This window comes from Streptomyces virginiae, assembly GCF_040638905.1.
Taxonomy (GTDB): Bacteria; Actinomycetota; Actinomycetes; order Streptomycetales; family Streptomycetaceae; genus Streptomyces; species Streptomyces virginiae_B.
The window spans coordinates 122021-140227 of sequence record NZ_JBEZYV010000009.1; the positions used below are offsets into that span (position 1 = coordinate 122021).

Genomic DNA, 18207 nt, shown 5'->3' on the forward strand with positions numbered 1-18207 from the left:
AAGGGCGTGCCCCGGCGGGTCAGCCGTGCTTGAGGCCCAGGACCTCCGGCGCGGCGAAGGTCTCGTTCGCCGGGCGGGAGTCGTAGTGCGGGGTGAGGACCTCGTCGAGCTCCTCGTAGGAGAAGGACTCCTTGCCCGTGTCGAACTTGGCGGCGACCTTCGGGCGTTCCATGACGACCACGATGCCGCCGTGGACGACGAAGAGCTGCCCGTTGGCCTTCGCTGAGGCGGGTGAGGCCAGGTAGCCGACGAGCGGGGCGACGTGCTCGGGGGCGAGGGCGTCGAGCCTGCCGTCCTCCGGGACCTCGAAGCCGGCGAAGACGTCCTGCGTCATACGGGTGCGGGCGCGCGGGCAGATGGCGTTGGCCGTCACCCCGTACTTCGCCAGGGCCAGGGCGGTCGAGGTCGTCAGGCCCACGATGCCGCCCTTGGCCGCCGCGTAGTTCGGCTGGCCGGCCGAGCCGCCGAGGAAGGCCTCGGAGGAGGTGTTGACGATCCGGCCGTAGACCGGGCCGCCCGCGGCCTTCGACCGTTCGCGCCAGTGCGCGGAGGCGAAGTGGGTGGTGTTGAAGTGGCCCTTGAGGTGGACGCGGATCACCGAGTCCCACTCCTCCTCCGACATCGAGAAGATCATCCGGTCGCGCAGGATGCCCGCGTTGTTGACCAGGACGTCGAGCTTCCCGTACGTGCTCACCGCCAGCTCGACCAGCTCGCGCGCCTGCCCGAAGTCGGCGACGTCGCCGAGGTGCGCGACGGCCTGCCCGCCCGCGGCGCGGATCTCCTCGGCCACCTGCTGTGCCGGGGCGGCCGAGGCCTCGCCCGAGCCGTCCCGGCCGGGCTGGCCGAAGTCGTTGACGACCACGCTCGCGCCCAGCCGCGCGAGCTCGATCGCCTCAGCCCGGCCGAGCCCGCGGCCCGCGCCCGTGACGATGGCGCTGAGCCCTTCCAGTGGGAGTGACATCCGTAGCGTTCCTCTCAGAGCAGGTCGGATCCGGCGGAGCGGTCAGAGTTCGATGCAGGTGCGCAGGGCGACGCCCGTGCGCATCTGGTCGAGGGCGTCGTTGACCTCGGCCAGGCTCACCCGGTGCGTGATCAGGTTGGCGAGGTCGATCCGGCCGGCCCGCCACAGCGCGATGGTGCGCTCGTAGGAGCGCAGCACGTCGCCGCCTCCGTACATCGAGGGCAGGATCTTCTTCTCGTCGAAGAACAGCGAGAACATGTTGATCTGGAAGTTGTCGTCGAGCGCGCCCGCCCCGACCACGACGACGGAGCCGCCGCGCCGGGTCATCTCGTAGGCCTTCTGCGCGGTCGCGGACTTGCCGACGACCTCGAAGACGTAGTCGAAGCCCTCGCCGGCGGTGATCCGGTTCTTGGCGTCGGCGAACTCCTCCGGGGAGACCGCCTCGGTGGCCCCGAACCGCAGGGCCGCCTCGCGGCGGGACTCGACGGGGTCCACGGCGACGATCTGGGCCGCGCCCTGCACCTTGGCGCCCTGGATGACGGATATGCCGACGCCGCCGCAGCCGATGACAGCCACCGAGGAACCGGCCTCCACCTCGGCGGTGTTGATGGCCGCGCCGAGGCCGGTAGTGACGCCGCAGCCGATCAGCGCCGCGATGTCGAAGGGGAGGTCGTCGGGGATCGGGATGGCGCAGGCGGCGGGGACGGCCATCTCCTCGGAGAAGGTGCCGGTGCCGGCGAAGCCGAAGATGTCGCCGTCGCCCCGCTTGAAGTTGGGGGTGGCGACGTTCCCGAAGGCCTCCAGGCACAGGTGGCCCTGGCCGCGCCTGCAGGACGGACAGTGGCCGCACGGCGGCAGCCAGCAGACGAGGACGCGGTCGCCGATCGCGTGGCCGGTGACGCCGTCGCCGACGTCGGTGATCACGCCGGAGCCCTCGTGGCCGGGGATGAAGGGGGCGGGCTGCGGCAGCACGCCGCTCATCGCGGACAGGTCCGAGTGGCACAGGCCGGTGGCCTTGATCCGGATCTTCACCTTGCCGGGGCCGAAGCCCACGGCCTCCATGTCGTCGACGACTTCCAGCTTGTCCTGGCCGATCTCGCTCTGCAGTGCTGCGCGCACGGTGCGGCTCCTGTCGGTGGTGTGGAGTGTTACGCGTGTTCGACGACGGTGTCGGCGAGGACCGGCGCGTCGTCCCGTTCGACGGCGGTCACCGACACCAGGACGCGGCCGGACTCCTGCCACATCCGGATGCGCAGCGTCTCGCCCGGGAAGACGATCCCGGCGAAGCGAGTGCGGTAGGCGCGGACCCGGGAGACGTCCCCGCCGAGGGCCGTGTCGACGACGGCCTTGAGGGTCATCCCGTACGAGCACAGGCCGTGCAGGATCGGCTTGTCGAAGCCGGCCAGCTTGGCGAATTCGGGGTCGGCGTGCAGCGGGTTCCAGTCGCCGGAGAGGCGGTAGAGGAGCGCCTGGTCATCGCGGATGTGCCGCTCCTCGACCCGGTCGGGGGCGCGCGCGGGCAACTCCTCCCGGGCGGAGGGGCCGCGCTCACCGCCGAAGCCTCCCTCTCCCCGCACGAAGATCTGCGCGTCGCTGGTCCACAGCGGCCCGGCGGCGTCCGCGACCTCGGTGCGCAACACGATCACGGCAGCCTTGCCCTTGTCGTACAGGGCGGCGACCTTGGCGGAGGATGTGGCGTTGCCCTTGACGGGGATGGGCCGGTGCAGCTCGATGGACTGGCCGCCGTGCAGGACGTGGGCGAGGTTGACGTCGATCCCGGGGGCGGCGAGGCCGCCCATCATGGCCATGCCGGCGCCGGCCACGGTCGCGAAGCTGGGGAGGACGTGGAGCTTGGATTCGAGGGTGTAGCGCAGCTCGTCCGGGTCGGTCGCCGGCAGGCCCGCGCCGAGGCCGAGGTGGTAGAGCTGGATGTCCTTGTGGTCCCAGCCGATGTCCCCCCGGCGGGGGTCTGCGGCGAGGGCCCTGGCGGCATCGATCGGCATGAGGACGCGGCTCCCTGTCGTTGGAAAATCGCTGCCTGGAAGACCTCGGTGCGGTCGTCCGCACCGTCGGCCGCACCGAGGTCGTATGCGGGGCGGCCGGTTCTAGAACGCGTTCTAGGGTCGGCCGGTGAGGGAATGTATAACGCACGCCTCCGCACTTGGGAAGACTCTTGACTGGCCGTCAGATAGGCTTGACGGGTGGACGAAATGCCCGTGGAACACCGCCCGGCCGCCCGTGCCCTGCGGGTCCTGCTGGACCCGCACAATCCGGCCCTCGCGCTCCAGCTCGGCCTCCAGCCGGACATCGAGGTCGTACGGGACCCGACGGCCCGCCCGGCCGTGGCCCTGGTGGAGGAGCTCGCGGCGGTGACCGCCCTGCTGGAGGACGATCCGGAGTGCCGGATCCTCGTCATGACGGGCTCGGCGCACCCGGGTCTGAGGGAGGCGGCGCTCGCCGCCGGCGCGGCGGGGCTGGTCCTGCGGGACGGCCGGGTGGAGGACCTGGCGGACGCGGTCCGCCGCGCCTCGACGGGCGAGACGGTGGTCGATCCGGCCCTGGGGTGAATCCTTTCGGGGTGCCCGCGCCTCTTGTGTATGTTGCCGACGCCGAGGTCGGCACCTGACCTGGAGGTTGACGTGATCACTGTTGTCATCGTTGCCGGCGCGGCCGTCCTGCTCTGCGCGTGCACCGTCGCCGTCCTGCGCCGCCGGGGCCGGGCCCGTGGCTGATCGGACGGACTGGCCGGGCGAGGCCCTGATCGTCGCCGCGCAGGGCGGTGACCTCGATTCGCTGACCGCCCTGGTCGCCGGATCGCATCCGAACGTACGGCGCTTCGCCCACTCCCTGTGCGCGTCCCGCGAGGACGCCGAGGACGCGGCCCAGGAGGCGCTGATCATCCTGTACCGCAGGATCGGCATGCTCAGGGCGTCCGGGGCGCTGGCGTCGTGGATGTTCCGCATCGTCCGCAACGAATGCCTGCGCCGGGCCCGGCTGATGCCCCGGGAGCGCCCGCCGCTGCCGGACACGGCCGTCATGTCGGCGGAGGACGAGGTACTGCGGCGCCTGGAGGCGGGACGGGTGGCGGAGGCCATCGCCGAGCTGCCTGCGGACCAGCGGCGGGTGCTGATCATGCGGGACGTCCAGGGGCACAGCGGCCGGGCCGCCGCCGAGGCCCTCGGCCTGAGCACCGCCGCGATGAAGTCGCGGCTCCACCGGGCGCGCGCGGCGCTCCAGCACACCCTGGGAGACACCCGTGTCCACCACTGACACCGCCTCCGGTTTCGCGAGCGCGTCGGTGCCGCGGCATCTGGCGCGCGGCGCGCTGGGCTTCGGCGCGCTGATCGCGGCCTTCGCCCTCCTCCCGGTCTTCGGCCCGGCCACCCTGCTCCTGGCCCCGGCCGGTCTGGTCGCGCTGCGCGGCTGCCCGATGTGCTGGGCGATCGGCCTGGCCGAGACCGTCTCCCGGGGCCGGCTCCGCCGGGAGTGCGGGGGCGACCGCTGCGAGCTGAAGCGGGCCTGACAACCAGCCCCGCCGGCGTTTGAGGCGCGGGGGTCCGGCGGCGGCTCGTCGTACGCCGCGGCGCCGCTGCGGGGGCTCCGCCCCCGAGTCCCCGCGCCTCAAACGCCGGCGGGGCTGATTTTGGCCGGGCTCCACCGTCAAGTACCGGTGGTGCCCAACGGCTGACGCCTGCCGGATCCAGCCCCGCCGGCGTTTGAGGCGCGGGAGTCCGGGGGCGGAGCCCCCGGGAGCCCGTGCCGCGCCGGCGGGCGGCCCGGGCACGGCGGCAGCACCCCCGGCGGCCGGGCCGCGCGGTCAGCGCCTGAGCATCGTCACCACCGCCGCGCCACCCAGGCCGATGTTGTGGGCCAGGCCGGTGCGCGCGCCCGCGACCTGGCGGGGGCCGGCCTCGCCCCGCAGCTGCCAGACCAGTTCCGCCGCCTGCGCCAGCCCCGTCGCACCGAGCGGGTGGCCCTTGGAGATGAGCCCGCCCGAGGGGTTGACCACCCACCGCCCCCCGTACGTCGTGGCCCCGCTCTCCACGAGCTTGCCCGCGGCCCCGTCCTCGCACATGCCCAGCGCCTCGTACGTCAGCAGCTCGTTGATCGAGAAGCAGTCGTGCAGCTCCACCACGTCCACGTCCTCGATACCGAGCCCGGACGCCTCGTACACCTGCCGGGCCGCCGCCGCGCTCATCGGCTTGCCGACCACATCGATGCAGGAGCCCGACGCGAACGACTCCTCCGTGTCCGTCGTCATCGCCTGCCCGACGATCTCCACCGCCTTGTCGTGCAGCCCGTGCGCCACCAGGAACCGCTCGGACACCACCAGGGCCGCCGCCGCGCCGTCCGAGGTCGGCGAGCACTGGAGCTTCGTCAGCGGTGCGTGGATCTCCTTCGCCGCGAGGACCTCCTCCACCGAGTACACGTCCTGGAACTGCGCGTTCGGGTTGTCCGCCGAGTGCCGGTGGTTCTTCGCGCCGACCGCCGCCAGCTGTGCGGGCGTGGTCCCGTAGCGCTCCATGTGCTCCCGCGCCGCGTTGCCGAAGATCTGCGCCGTGGGCGGGGACATCTCGAAGCCGTGGCCCTCGGCCATGATCCCGTAGTGCCGGGCCACCGGCGAGGTCGTGAAGGATTCACCAGCGGCTCCGCCGCGGGCGCCGCCATCGGCACCCCCGCCCAGCGCGCCGCGCTTCATCTTCTCGAAGCCCAGCGCCAGCACGCAGTCGCTCAGTCCGCCCTCCACGAACTGCCGCGCCATCATCAGCGCCGTCGACCCGGTCGCGCAGTTGTTGTTGACGTTGTAGACCGGCACCCCGCTCAGCCCCAGCTCGTACGCCGCGCGCTGGCCGGCGGTGGAGGCCTGGAAGCAGTAGCCCACCGGCACCTGCTGCACCAGCCCGTAGGCCACGCCCGCGTCCGCGAGCGCCGCGGACCCGGCCTCCTTCGCCATGTCCCAGTACGGCCGGTCCCGTGACTCGGGCTTCTCGAACTTCGTCATGCCCACGCCCACGATGTACGACTTCATGCCCGATGACTCCTAGTCCCTGGGAAGGCCGAGAATCCGCTCGGCGACCACGTTGAGCTGGACCTGCGTGGTGCCCCCGGCGATGGTCAGGCAGCGGGACATGAGCATCCCGTGCACCGCCCGCTCCCCCGCCCCCTCCCGCACCGCGCCCGCCGGCCCCAGCAGTTCGAGCGCGAGCTCGGCGGTCCGCTGCTGGTGCGGGGTCTGGACGAGTTTGCGTACGGAAGCCCCCGCGCCCGGCTCCAGCCCCGACACCTGCTGGAGCGTGGTGCGCAGCCCGATGCAGGCGAGGGCGTGCGCCTCGGCGGCCAGCGCGCCGATCCGGGCCCGGTGGGCGCCGTCGAGGTCGGCGGCGCGGGCGAGGAGCGCCTCCAGTCCGGTGTCGAAGGTCATCTGGTCCGCCATGTGCACCCGTTCGTTGCCGAGGGTGTTGCGGGCCACCTTCCAGCCGCCGTCGGCCGCGCCCACCAGTGCGTCCGCCGGGAGCTCGACGTCGTCGAGGTACACCTCGTTGAAGAGGGCCTCGCCGGTGATCTCCTTCAGCGGCCGGACGTCGATGCCGGGGGTGTTCTTCATGTCGACGACGAAGTAGCCGAGCCCCTTGTGCTTGGGCGCGTCCGGATCGGTGCGGGCCAGCAGGATCCCGAAGTCGGCGCTGTGGGCGGAACTCGTCCACACCTTCTGCCCGTTGACCAGCCAGGTGCCGTCCTCCCGCCGCTCCGCCCGGGTCCGCAGCGAGGCCAGGTCGGAGCCGGCGCCCGGCTCGGAGAAGAGCTGGCACCAGGTGATCTCCCCGCGCAGGGTCGGCAGTGCGTAGGCGTCGCGCTGTGCCCGCGTCCCGTAGGCCAGCAGGGAGGGCACGATCCAGGTGGCGATGCCGAGGTCGGAGACCTTGACCCCGGCGGCCGCGAGCTCCTGCTGGACGACGAGCTGCTCGACGGGCCCGGCGCCGAGTCCGTAGGGCGGCGGGAGGTGGGGGGCGGCGTAGCCGGTGGGGGCCAGGATCCGCCGGGCGGCGGCCGGGTCGAGTCCGCGAGCGTCCTCGATGGCGGCCCGGGCCTTCGCGCGGTACTCCTCGGCCTTCGCCGGCAACTCCAGGCGCAGCTCGCGCCGCGCCCCGCCCGCCGCGCACCGCACGGCCCGTAGGCGGTGCCCGTCGCCGGGACCGAGCACCTGTCGGGCGACGATCGCCCGCCGCAGGTGGATGTGGGCGTCGTGCTCCCAGGTGAAGCCGATCCCGCCGAGGATCTGGATGCAGTCCTTGGCGCAGGAGTACGCGGCGTCCAGTGCGGTCCCGGCGGCGAGGGCCGCCACGAGCGAGCGCACGCCGGCGGGCTCGTCCATGGCTTGAGCTGCGTCCCAGGCCACCGCGCGGGCCTGTTCCAGGCGTACGAGCATGTCGGCGCACAGGTGCTTGACGCCCTGGAACTGCCCGATGGGCCGGCCGAACTGCTCGCGCACCGTGGCGTACTCGGCGGCCGTGTGCAGGGCCCAGGCGGCGGTGCCGCAGGCGTCGGCGGCGAACAGCGTGCAGGCGAGGTCGCGGACGAGGGCCGCGTCGAGCTCCAGCAGCCGCCCGGCGGGGACGACCGTGCCGCGCGCCCGCACTTCGGCGGTGGGACGGGTCGGGTCGGCGCTCTCGTGCGTACGGATGTCCAGCGTGCCGGCGTCCACGGCGAACCAGCGGGTGCCGTGCGCGGCCTCCGCGGCGAGCAGCACGAGGTCGGCCTCCCCGGCGCCGAGCACGGGCGGCGCGAGCCCGTCGATCAGGTGCCCGCCGCCCTCGGTGGCCACGGCGGTCAGGGTCCCCGGGCCCAGCGCGACCGCCCCGACCCGGCCGGAGAGCGGCTCGGCGCCGGCCCGGTCCAGCAGTACGGAGGCCAGCGCGCTCGGCAGGTACGCGCCGGGCAGCGCCCCCCGGGCCGCCTCCTCGACGACGACGGCCAGATCGAGCAGGGTCCCGCCCTCCAGATGCGGCTCCAGGAGCCCCGACGCGGTCAGCGCGTCCCAGTAGCCGGGCCGCACCCCGGTCCGCGGCGGGGAGTCGAGCAGCTTGCGCACCTCTTCGGGAGGCGAGACCCGCGCCACCCAGCCGCGCACGGCCTCGGCCAACTCCCGCTGCTCCTGTGTGATTCCGATGCCCATGCGCGGCAGACTAGAACACGTTCCAATCTGACGGAAGGTCAGATGCGGGTGTTCTTCTCGGCCCGCCCGAACCGCGCCGTACGATCACGGCCGAAGCGTCGGTGTGCCGGCTCCGCGCCGAACCGGCGGTGCTCCACCGACGGCTGGGCAGGCGCGCGACACGACCCCGCGTCGCTGCAGTGGCATCCGGACCGCTCCGGCGAGTTGGCGGGCACCCCCGACCGGGCAGGCATCGACGGCTGCACCGGCGACGCGACCTCGGGCTCGATCGCGGAGATCGCCTCCGCCGTGCTCACCGCTGTCCGCTGGGGGTGACGGGCGGGCCGGGCGGCGCGGGTCAGCGGCGCGGGGCGGCCTTCAGCGCGGCGCGGGCGACGTCCTTCGCCTTCGTCTCGCAGGCACCCTTGGAGTACGGCGCCGCCCGCAGACCCACGCGGACGGAGAGATTGCCCTCACGCACGGCAAGGACGCAGGTCCAGTCGGCACTGGAGGCCTCCCAATAGCCCTCGGTGCCGAACCCGAGACGGGACGCCGTGCGCTGACCGGCCGCCTCCGACTGAAAATGGCGCCTGCGCGTGACCGCGTTGGCGCCCGCGTCGCCGCCGAGACTCACGTTCCACCGGACCGTTGCCGTCGGCGACGCGGCGGTACCGCCGCCCCCGTTGCAGCTCGTCTGCACGCCATCGACCGTCCCGGACCAGGTGTCCAGGGTCGACGGCCGCAACTCCAGCGGCAGTTTCTCGCGCGCCACCTCACAACTGGCGACAGCCGTGTAGACGATGGGGGCGTTCATGCGGTCCCGTACGTAGAGCACACCGCCGGTACCGGCCACCAGGAGGACCCCGGCGGCCACCAGCGCCGCGATCCGGCGTCGCCGGGTGCGCAGCGGACCGGCGCGACGGGTGGCCTCCGGGGGCACGGGCGGCAGCGGCGGCACCTTCGGGACGAGCGCCGGCGTGTCCTGCGTCGGCACCGTGACCGGATCGGCCTCCGGCCGGAGGACCGGCACGGACTCGGGCGCGGGAGACCGGACGGGCCCCGGCTCCGGAGCGGGCACGGCTTCCGGAGCGCCCTTGGGTTCAGGGGCCGGTCCCGGCTCCGGGTCGCCGGCCGCCGGAGGGCCGGCCAGCAGCTCGTCGATCCGAGCCCGTTGGGCGGTGAGCATCCCGTACACGGCGGAGGGCCACTGGCGTCCCGCCGCGGTCACCGGGCCGATCAGCTCGCGCAGCTCCGCCGGGGACGGCCTGGCCTCCGGGTCCTTGGCCAGGCAGCGGGCGACGAGGTCGCGCAGCCCCGCCGGTACCGCGCTGAGGTCCGGTTCGCCGTGCGCCACGTCGTACAGCGTCTTGAGCGTGGAGGTCCCGGCGAAGGGGCTGCGGCCCGTCAGCGCCATGACCAGCACGGAACCGAGGGAGAAGACGTCGCTGGCGGGCGTGAGCGGATGCCCCTCCGCCTGCTCGGGCGACATGTACGCGGGCGATCCGACGACGAACCCCGTACGCGTCAGCCCGGTATCGCCCTCCGCCTCGCCCTCCGTGGCCCGGGCGATGCCGAGGTCGATGACGCGGACGCCGTCCTCCGCGAGGAGCACGTTGTCGGGCTTGAGGTCCCGGTGGACGAGCCCGGCCCGGTGGATCTCGGCCAGGGCCGACGTCAGGCCCGCGGCCAGACGGCGTACGACCTCCTCGGGCAGCACCCCGCCCGCCTTGACCACGGCGCCGAGGGAGGGCCCGGCGACGAAGACCGAGGCCAGCCAGGGCGTCGAGGCGTCCGGATCGGCGTCGATCACGGCGGCCGTATACGCCCCGGACACCTTGCGCGAGGCGGTGACCTCACGGCGGAAACGGGCCCGGAAGCCCTCGTCGTCGGCGAAGTGCGCGAGGACCTGCTTGACGGCGACGAGCCGCCCGTCCGGACCGGCCGCGAGCAGCACCCGCCCCATCCCGCCCTGCCCGAGCACACCGACGACCTCGAACGGCCCGACGTGCGTCGGACCGCCCGGCCCCACCTGCTCCATGTCCCCGCCCCCCTACTCCCCGAGTCGGGAGCGGATCATACCGAGACGGCCCTCACGAACGCGGCGAAAGCGGCGGGGCGGACGGTGAACACGGGCCCCTCGGGGTCCTTGGAGTCCCGAACGGCGACGAGGCAGGGCTGTGCGGCGACCTCGACGCACTGCCCGCCGGTGTCACCGCTGTATGAGGACTTGTGCCACGCCAGGGCGCCGAGCGGGGCGCACTCGACGCACTCCCCGCCGGTGGTACCGCTGTACGAGGACTTACGCCACTTCGCGCCCGTCAGGTGCTGGTTGGTCTCCATAGCGCTCCTCCAATACGCGGGCGATCAGCGCCGCCGAGTCCTCCAGGGGGAGCGCAGCGGCCTGTAAATGATCGTATCGGAGCGAACCCTCCCTGAGAGCTTGCGGATTGGCCGTCATATGGCCCTGCACGAAGTCCTCGGTGTAGACGATGTCCGGGTCGTCGTCGAACCTCAGAACGGTGAATGAACCGTCGAGCCCCACATGGGCGCCCGCCTCGAACGGCAGGATCTGCACCCGCCCCCACTCCCGCCCCCGCAGGTCCAGCAAGTGGGCGAGCTGGTTCCGCATGACGTTCCGGCCACCGATCTCCTGGTGCAGTACGGCCTCGCTCAGCACGACCCACAGCAGTGGCGGGTTCTCACGGTCGAGGATGCGCTGTCGCTCCATCCGGGCGGCCACGTTCGCATCGAGGTCCCCCTCGCCCCGCACGCCCAGTACCGCCCGCGCGTACTCCTCCGTCTGCAGCAGTCCGTAGACCAACTGCGCCTGGAAGGTAGAGATATAGGCCGCCCGTGCCTCCATCTCCGCATACGCCTGGAACCACGTCGGCAGTTGGTGCCGCAGCACCAGCCCCACCAGCCGTGAGAACACCCCGCCCGTGCCCAGCGCCGCGTCCACCCGTTCCGAGAAGTCCCGCGTCGGGACCCTCCGCGTGGTCTCGACCTGGCCGATCAGCGAGCCCGTGCAGAAGACGATGCTGCCGAGCTGCGCCTGGTTGAGGCCCGCGTCCTCTCTCAGGCGACGCAGTTCGGAGCCGTAGTAGTCCAGCGGTGAGGCGCTGGGATCGAGATCGCGCACGCCGACCATGGACGGTCACCCCCAAGCCAGTTGCCGGTTCCGTGGCCGAGCGTAGCCATCCGCACACCGCTCGGTGACCCGATTCGACCGGAACCCCCCGCACGGCGTCGGTGTCAGCGGCCCCGCATGTCTGCCCATGGCTGATCAGGGGTTCTCCGACGCATCGATGAACGACTTCGCGACCTGGGCACCGGTGCTGCGACTCCTACGGGCCGAAAAGGCGCGGGAGCCCGCAGGCAAGCCCGTCCGCGTCGCGGGACGCATCGGCCGACACGGCTGGAGTCTCGCACTCACCCGGCGGATGCCGCCCCCCGGCCGGGCCGCGCAAGTGGAGGACACGCGGGAGGAGAACGAGGCGGTGGAGCGGGTGCAGAGCGCGCTCGCGGACGCGGGAGTCGACGACGTCTCGTTCACCGCGGGCATAGAAGCGACCGGGAGGACGACGCTGCGCCTGCTGGGGCCCAGCCCCGCCGTGGAGCCCGGCATCGGCACCCCGCACCCGGGAGCGCTGATCCTGGTCGACGGTGCTCTCCCCGAGCCCTGGCGCCGGCTCCCCGAACCGTTCCCGGGGGCGGCTCCGGCGCCTTCGGCGGACCCGGAGCTGCTGGAGCGGACGCTGCGCGAACGCCTGCCGCACGCCATCGGCGCGACGGAGGAGGAGATCGCCGCGGCCGAAGCGCGTCTGGGCGTGGCCCTGCCCGACGAGCTCAAGGTCCTCTACCGGGTGACACGGGCCCGGTGGGAGGACTTGGGTGGCGACCACGAAGCGGTGATGGACGCGTGCACGGCGGTCGGCTTCGAGCTGTTCGATCTCGACGGCCTGTACGTCGCGGACGCGGCGTCGCGGTACTGCCGCTGGGAGTTCGCGGCGATGGAGGCGGTCACCACCTCACCCGACGCCATGGTGCAGGGCCTCGTCGGCTCACCCGGCTGGATCGCCTTCGGCGACAACGGCGGCGGAGACCGGCTGGCCGTCGACCTGACACCCGGCCCCCGTGGCCACATGGGCCAGATCATCATGCTGTCCCACGAGGAGAACGTCGGCGCCGAGCTGGTCGCCGACTCCCTCACCGACCTCGTGCTGGGCCGGCTCGGCGCGGAGCCCGGCGGGTCCGGGCAGCGGCGGCCGCCCGCCGTCGCCCGGGTCAACGTCGCGCGCCTGAGCAGCGTCGAGGCCGCCGTGCATCCCGGCCTGGAGGTCCTGTCCATCGGCGTGTGGGACGACGCACCGCTCAGCCTCGCCCCCGTCGTCGGCCTGCCCCGCCTGCGCACCCTGACCGCGTACCCCGGCACCCTGGCCGACCCGCTGGAGATCGCGGAGCTCACCGGGCTGGAATACCTCGAACTCGGCCCGCAGGAGTGGCGGGTGCTCCTGGACGCCGGAGCCGTACCGCGCAGCCTTTCGGCCGCGGCCATCAGGGCGCACAGCGATCACGACCCGTTGCCGATCGTGGCCGTCGCGAACGAGATCCTGGGCCTCTGGGGCCGGCCCCGGATCGTCCAGACGGTCCTCGAAGGCGACCTCGGGCCGCTGCCGTAACCGGCGGGCCGGTCGGAGGCGACCCCACCCATGGACCGCTACCCGGCGGTAGGGCAGCATGGGCCGCCACACGCAGCTCAGCAGGAGGAACAGCATGGCCACGCCCAAGCCGGAGACCCTCGCCGCCTTCGAGGCCGCCAAGGGGTTCATGCCCGTACGGGAGGGCCTCGCCCTGTACGAGGCCGCCGCCGCGGCCGGGGCGCTCGGGCTGCCGCTGCTGGAGGTCGGCACGTACTGCGGGCGTTCGACGATCCTGCTGGCCGACGCGGCCCGTGAGGCCGGGGTGTCCGCGATCACCGTGGACCACCACCGGGGCAGCGAGGAGCAGCAGCCGGGCTGGGAGTACCACGACCCGACGGTCGTGGACCCGGAGGTCGGGCTGATGGACACCCTCCCCACCTTCCGCCGGACCCTCCACAAGGCCGGGCTGGAGGAGCACGTGATCGCGATCGTCGGCCGGTCCCCGCAGGTCGCGGCGGCCTGGGGCGGCAAGCTGGGCTTCGTCTTCATCGACGGCGGCCACACCGACGAGCACGCGATCGGCGACTACGAGGGCTGGGCCCCGCACGTGGCCGAGGGCGGCACGCTCGTCATCCACGACGTCTTCCCGGACCCGGCCGACGGCGGCCAGGCCCCGTACCGGATCTACCTGCGGGCCCTCGCCTCGGGCGCCTTCGAGGAGATCTCCGTCACCGACTCCCTGCGCGTACTGCGCCGCACCGGCCCGGGCATCTGACCCCACCCTTCATATAAGCGCACCACGCCCCCGGATGGCCCAGTACCGGCCGGGCCGGCGGGCAGCGGTCTAGCATCGCGGACGTGCGCTACGACGACAGCCCCCCGCCCCCCGAGTCCGGCTCCTCGGCCGATCCGGACCGGCACTGGTTCACCCGACGCTCCACGCTCGTGGTCGGGATCGCCGCACTCGCCCCGGCCTGCCTGGCGGGCTGGGTCCTGACCCAGACCCTGTCCGGGGCCGGGCCGGACGCGAGCCGGTCCGGCCCTGCGGCGCAGCCCGCCTCGCACTCGTCCCTGGCGCCGGGCCAGCGCGACGCGAAGCCGGGCTCCACCCCGAGCACGAGCCCGACCACGAGCCCGACGACGACCGCGGCGGCCCCCGCGGGCCCGCTGACCGGAAAGACCGTGGTCGTGGACCCCGGGCACAACACCGGCAACTTCAAGCACACCGACGAGATCGACCAGCAGGTCGACATCGGCACCAACCGCAAGGAGTGCGACACCACCGGCACGACCACCAACTCCGGCTACATGGAGGCGGAGTTCACGATGGACGTGTCGAAGCGCCTGCGGACCGCGCTGGAGTCCCAGGGCGCGAAGGTGGTCCTGACCCACGAGACGGGCGCCCGCGCCTGGGGGCCGTGCATCACGGAGCGCGCCCGCATCGGCAACGAGGCGAACGCCGACGCGGTGGTGTCCGTCCACGCCGACGGCGTCTCGGCCGGCAACCGCGGCTTCCACATCATCCTCCCGGCCAAGGTCAAGAGCGGGGCCGCGGACACCGCGAAGATCGTGGGACCCTCGCGCGAGCTGGGCGAACGGATCGCCGGGAACTTCGCCCGCACCACCGGCTCGGCGCCCGCCAACTACCTGGGCGGCGGCACCGGCTTGGTGGTCCGCGACGATCTGGGCGGACTGAACCTGTCAACTCGGCCCAAGGTGTTCATCGAATGCGGCAACATGCGTGACGCCAAGGACGCGGCGCAGCTGACGAGTCCGGAGTGGCGGCAGAAGGCGGCCCAGGGCATCGCGGACGGCATCGTCGGCTTCCTGGGCGGGTAGTCCCTCTCGGGCCTCCCGCCGGGAGGCCCGCCGCCCCGATCCTCTCGGTTGCGGGATACATCCGTACCATGGTGCCGCCCGCCCTGCTGCAGGCACGATCTGCGCTGCGACCGCGGCACCACGAGACGACCGAGACCGAGAAGGACACCTAAGACGTGAACATCCGCTCCCTCACTCGAGGCGACGGCGTGGTGATCGGAGCAGCGGTGCTGCTGTTCATCGCCTCGTTCCTCGATTTCTACTCCACGACGGGCGCCGACCTGCCGAGCGCGTGGGACACCAATGCCTACTTCCTCGCGCTGCCCAGCGTCTTCCTGCTCGGTTTCATCGCCACCGGTCTGCTGATCGCGGGCCGCTTCCAGCCGGAGAGCCGCAAGGTGCTCGGCATCCCGCTGTCGGCGTGGGGTACGGTCCTCGCCGTCTCGGCCGCCTGGTCCGCGCTGTGGGCGCTGATCACCTGCCCGAGCGCATTCGACCTGGGCGCGGGCGCCGTCATCGCCTTCCTCGCCACGCTGGCCCTGGCCGGCGTGGCCCTCTTCGGTGCGAAGGTCCCGGCGCTCGCCGGTGCGCTGGTGCCGGAGGCGCGTCCCGCCGCCCCGCAGCCGTACGGCGGCCAGCCGCAGCCGGGTGCCGGGTACGGCTACCCGGCCGGGCAGCAGCCCTACGGTTCCACCCCGCAGCCGGTCCCTCCGTACGGTGGCACGCCGACCCCCGCGCCCGGCCAGCACGACTCGGGTGCCGGACACCAGGCGGCCCCGACGCCCGCTCCGGCGGCGGACTTCAGCCCGTTCTGGTTCGCGGTGCCGGTGGCCCGTCCCCTGTTCGCGGAGGACGGCTCGTCCGCGCAGATCGCCGAACTCGCGCCGGGCACCTGGTACCTGGCGGTCGAGCAGCGCGGCGCGGCCGCCCTGGTCGCGCAGACCCAGGACGGCCGTCGCGGCATCCTGAGCGACACCTCGGGCATCCAGCGCGGCTGATCCGCGTACGCATGCGTAGGTCCCCCACGTCGCCCCACCGGTTCTCCGGTGGGGCGACGCGCGTGTGCGCCCGTGTCGGTACGGATCAGTAGCATCGACCCAACCAGTACTCATATTCGATGAGTTGCAAACGGGTGGGGAACACGTGATAGCAAGTCGCATGCGCGGTACGGCTTTTGCCGCCGCGCTGGGCGTCGTGACGACGCTGTGCCTGCCGGGGGTGGCCATGGCGGCCGCCGGACCCGGTCCGGACCGGGCAGGCAGCAGCGCTTCCGCCGGGACGAGCGGCCCGGTGGAGGGCACGGTCCGCAGGCTCGCGCTGGAGTCGAGGAGCGCCACCGAGGCGGCCGTCTCCGCGCGGAACACCGAGCGCTTCGGGCTCATGGGCGTGTCCTGGAAGGACGCCTCCGCCGAGGTGCAGGGGAAGATCGAGGCCCGCAGCCGCAACGCCGTGACCGGGGCGTGGACGCCGTGGGTCGAGCTGGAGCCGCTCAAGGCCGGTCTGGACGGCGTCCGCCCGGGTGCGCGCGGCGCCACGGAGCCCGTGTGGGTCGGCTCCGCCGACGGCGCCGAGGTGCGGGTGAGCGGCGGCTCTGCCGCGCTGCCGGCGGGCCTGGAGCTGGACCTGGTGGACCCGGGCAAGGCCGGGCGCGGCGGTGCGGCGAAGTCCGCGCCGGCCTCGGGCGCCCGCGCGGCGGCCGCCGCGGTGGCCCCCGGGCCGGAGTCGACGTCTCCCCGACCGGACGTCGTCACGCGCGCCCAGTGGGGCGCCGACGAGTCGCTGAACAACGAGGGCCCGATCTACCTCGCCGGTGGGAAGATCAAGGCTCTGTTCGTGCACCACACGGCGGCCGCCGCCCCGTACGAGTGCGCGGATTCCGCGGCCATCGTCCGAGGTCTGCACGTCTACCACGTGAAGACCAACGGCTGGCGCGACCTCGGCTACAACTTCCTCGTCGACAAGTGCGGCACCCTCTTCGAGGGCCGTCAGGGCGGCGTGGACCAGCCGGTGATGGGCGCCCACACCTACGGCTTCAACTCGGAGTCGACGAGCGTCGCGGTCCTCGGCGACCACACGACCGCCGGGGCCTCGCCCGAGGCGCTCGAAGGCATCTCGAAGATGGCGGCGTACAAGCTGGGCCAGTACGACGCCGACATGGACGGCACGACGACGCTGACCGCGGGCGCCACGCAGAAGAACTACGCGGGCACCAGCTTCACCGCCGGGCAGCCCTACCAGTTCAAGACCGTCTCCGGTCACCGCGACGGTTTCAACACCGAGTGCCCGGGCCACCAGCTGTACCCGCAGCTGGACACGATCCGGAAGTCGGGCCCCGCGGCCCGGCTGAAGATCGGCGCCGTGAACGAGAAGGCCGTCGTGCCGGGCGGCACGGCGAAGACCCCGGGGCCGCTGGTGGTCGACTTCTCCACCAGCACGGCCGCGCCGCTGGTGAGCTCGTTCGAGCTGCTGGTGGACGGTACGTCGGTCGCGACGGTCGGCGGTGACGCCACGCGCGCCGCCACCATGCTGAGCCTGGGCGGCCACCGGGTCCAGGTCCGGGCGACCGCCAAGAACGGCAAGGTGTCCACGAGCCTCCCGGTCACCGTCGAGGCGGACGTCTCGGACGTCAAGTACGTCCCGGTCCTGCCCAAGCGCCTGATGGACACGCGCGAGGGCGTGGGCGTGCCGAAGGCGAAGGTCGGACCGGGCGAAGTGGCGATCCTGAAGGTCGCGGGCGTCCAGGGCATCCCCGCGTACGGCGTGACGTCGGTGGCGCTGAACGTGACGGCGACCAACCCGACGGAGGCCGGTCACGTGTCGGTCTACCCCAACGGCGTGGCCCGCCCCAGCACCTCGAACCTCAACTTCACCGCCGGGCAGACCATCCCGAACCTGGTCGTCGTACCTGTCCAGGACGGCATCATCCAGTTCTACAACAGCGCCGGCACCGTCGACCTGATCGCCGACATCAACGGCTACTTCCTCGCGAGCGGCGAGGGCAGCACCCACATGAACCTCGGTCCGAAGCGGATCCTGGACACCCGGGACGGCACGGGCGGCGCCCCCGTCGCCCCGGTCGGCCAGGGTCAGGTCCTGGACCTCCAGGTCTCGGGCCTCACGGGCGTCGAGGGCGTGCCGGTCGAAGGCGTCACCGCGGTGGTCCTCAACGTGACGGCGACCAACCCGAGCACGGCCGGCCACGTGTCGGTCTACCCGCACGGCACGACCCGCACGAGCGCCTCGAACCTCAACTTCACCACCGGACAGACCATCCCCAACCTGGTCATCGTCCCCGTCGTGGACGGCAAGATCAGCTTCTACAACAACGCCGGCACCGTCGACCTCATCGCCGACATCACCGGCTACTTCACCACGTCGGGCCAGGGCGCCAAGCACTCCGGTGCGGGCCCGAAGCGCCTGATGGACACCCGCTCCGGGCTCGGCGTCGCCAAGGCCCCGGTCGGTGCGGGCGGTGTCGTCACCCTGACCGTCGCGGGCGTCGAAGGCGTGCCGGCCGAGGGCGTCACCGCGGTGATCCTGAACGTGACGGCGACCAACCCGAGCACGGCCGGCCACGTGTCGGTCTACCCGCACGGCACGACCCGCACGAGCGCCTCGAACCTCAACTTCACCAC

General features: G+C 72.9%; 17 protein-coding genes. 9 read left to right on the top strand and 8 right to left on the bottom strand.

Translation table 11 applies throughout. The annotated features are described in order from the left end of the window. Positions 1-19 precede the first annotated feature (19 nt). The 3 genes from AB0F82_RS15360 to AB0F82_RS15370 are packed head-to-tail and all read right to left on the bottom strand — an operon-like array spanning position 20 to position 2964. The gene (locus AB0F82_RS15360; protein WP_362627395.1) at positions 20-961 is read right to left on the bottom strand and encodes a 3-oxoacyl-ACP reductase; all 942 of its coding nucleotides are present in this window, start codon (positions 959-961) and stop codon (positions 20-22) included. A gap of 42 nt (positions 962-1003) precedes the next feature. Further along, positions 1004-2080: a Zn-dependent alcohol dehydrogenase gene (locus AB0F82_RS15365; RefSeq protein WP_356814005.1), complete on the bottom strand. Its 1077-nt coding sequence runs from the start codon at positions 2078-2080 to the stop codon at positions 1004-1006. Positions 2081-2109: 29 nt separating this feature from the next. Next, on the bottom strand, positions 2110-2964 hold the full coding sequence (locus AB0F82_RS15370) for a MaoC/PaaZ C-terminal domain-containing protein (RefSeq protein ID WP_362627398.1): 855 nt from the start codon (positions 2962-2964) through the stop codon (positions 2110-2112). Positions 2965-3171: 207 nt separating this feature from the next. Here AB0F82_RS15370 and AB0F82_RS15375 point away from each other — a divergent pair, with 207 nt between their 5' ends. From AB0F82_RS15375 to AB0F82_RS15385, 3 genes are all read left to right on the top strand, one after another. Further along, positions 3172-3528: a DNA-binding response regulator gene (locus AB0F82_RS15375; protein ID WP_356814047.1), complete on the top strand. Its 357-nt coding sequence runs from the start codon at positions 3172-3174 to the stop codon at positions 3526-3528. Between the two features lie 157 nt (positions 3529-3685). Then, positions 3686-4231, top strand: a complete 546-nt coding sequence (locus AB0F82_RS15380; protein WP_356814002.1) for an RNA polymerase sigma factor — start codon at positions 3686-3688, stop codon at positions 4229-4231. Beyond that, the gene (locus tag AB0F82_RS15385) at positions 4218-4484 is read left to right on the top strand and encodes a hypothetical protein (protein WP_356814001.1); all 267 of its coding nucleotides are present in this window, start codon (positions 4218-4220) and stop codon (positions 4482-4484) included. Before AB0F82_RS15380 ends, AB0F82_RS15385 begins: the two co-directional genes overlap by 14 nt. Positions 4485-4778: 294 nt before the next feature. Here the strand turns inward: AB0F82_RS15385 and AB0F82_RS15390 are convergent, their stop codons facing one another. Further along, positions 4779-5990, bottom strand: a complete 1212-nt coding sequence (locus AB0F82_RS15390) for a lipid-transfer protein (RefSeq protein WP_362627401.1) — start codon at positions 5988-5990, stop codon at positions 4779-4781. A gap of 12 nt (positions 5991-6002) precedes the next feature. Beyond that, positions 6003-8135 (bottom strand): acyl-CoA dehydrogenase, encoded by a 2133-nt coding sequence (locus AB0F82_RS15395; protein WP_362627404.1) that lies wholly within the window; start codon positions 8133-8135, stop codon positions 6003-6005. Positions 8136-8177: 42 nt separating this feature from the next. On the opposite strand from AB0F82_RS15395, the gene AB0F82_RS15400 reads away from it, so the two are divergent. Beyond that, positions 8178-8450 carry a hypothetical protein gene (locus tag AB0F82_RS15400; RefSeq protein WP_362627407.1) on the top strand — a complete coding sequence of 91 codons (273 nt, stop codon included), beginning with the start codon at positions 8178-8180 and terminating at the stop codon, positions 8448-8450. A 22-nt stretch (positions 8451-8472) separates the two neighbouring features. On the opposite strand, the gene AB0F82_RS15405 is transcribed toward AB0F82_RS15400, so the two are convergent. Genes AB0F82_RS15405 through AB0F82_RS15415 form a run of 3 tightly spaced genes read right to left on the bottom strand, consistent with a single transcriptional unit; the run spans position 8473 to position 11262 of the window. Continuing rightward, the gene (locus tag AB0F82_RS15405; protein WP_362627410.1) at positions 8473-10152 is read right to left on the bottom strand and encodes a serine/threonine-protein kinase; all 1680 of its coding nucleotides are present in this window, start codon (positions 10150-10152) and stop codon (positions 8473-8475) included. Between the two features lie 35 nt (positions 10153-10187). After that, positions 10188-10454, bottom strand: a complete 267-nt coding sequence (locus AB0F82_RS15410; protein WP_362627412.1) for a DUF397 domain-containing protein — start codon at positions 10452-10454, stop codon at positions 10188-10190. After that, positions 10414-11262, bottom strand: coding sequence for a helix-turn-helix domain-containing protein (locus tag AB0F82_RS15415; RefSeq protein ID WP_266501705.1), 849 nt, complete (start codon positions 11260-11262; stop codon positions 10414-10416). The genes AB0F82_RS15410 and AB0F82_RS15415 overlap by 41 nt, the downstream gene beginning before the upstream one ends. A 127-nt stretch (positions 11263-11389) precedes the next feature. Between AB0F82_RS15415 and AB0F82_RS15420 the strand changes: the two genes are divergently transcribed. The 5 genes from AB0F82_RS15420 to AB0F82_RS15440 all read left to right on the top strand — a co-directional run. Next, positions 11390-12793, top strand: coding sequence for an SMI1/KNR4 family protein (locus AB0F82_RS15420; protein ID WP_362627416.1), 1404 nt, complete (start codon positions 11390-11392; stop codon positions 12791-12793). 94 nt (positions 12794-12887) lie between these two features. After that, positions 12888-13529, top strand: coding sequence for a class I SAM-dependent methyltransferase (locus AB0F82_RS15425; protein ID WP_266501699.1), 642 nt, complete (start codon positions 12888-12890; stop codon positions 13527-13529). 83 nt (positions 13530-13612) lie between these two features. Next, positions 13613-14593, top strand: coding sequence for an N-acetylmuramoyl-L-alanine amidase (locus AB0F82_RS15430; RefSeq protein WP_362627419.1), 981 nt, complete (start codon positions 13613-13615; stop codon positions 14591-14593). A gap of 155 nt (positions 14594-14748) precedes the next feature. Beyond that, complete coding sequence (locus AB0F82_RS15435) at positions 14749-15570, top strand: hypothetical protein (protein WP_362627422.1); 822 nt, start codon at positions 14749-14751, stop codon at positions 15568-15570. A gap of 160 nt (positions 15571-15730) precedes the next feature. After that, on the top strand, positions 15731-18207 hold a 2477-nt coding region (locus tag AB0F82_RS15440), incomplete at its 3' end, for an N-acetylmuramoyl-L-alanine amidase (RefSeq protein ID WP_362627425.1).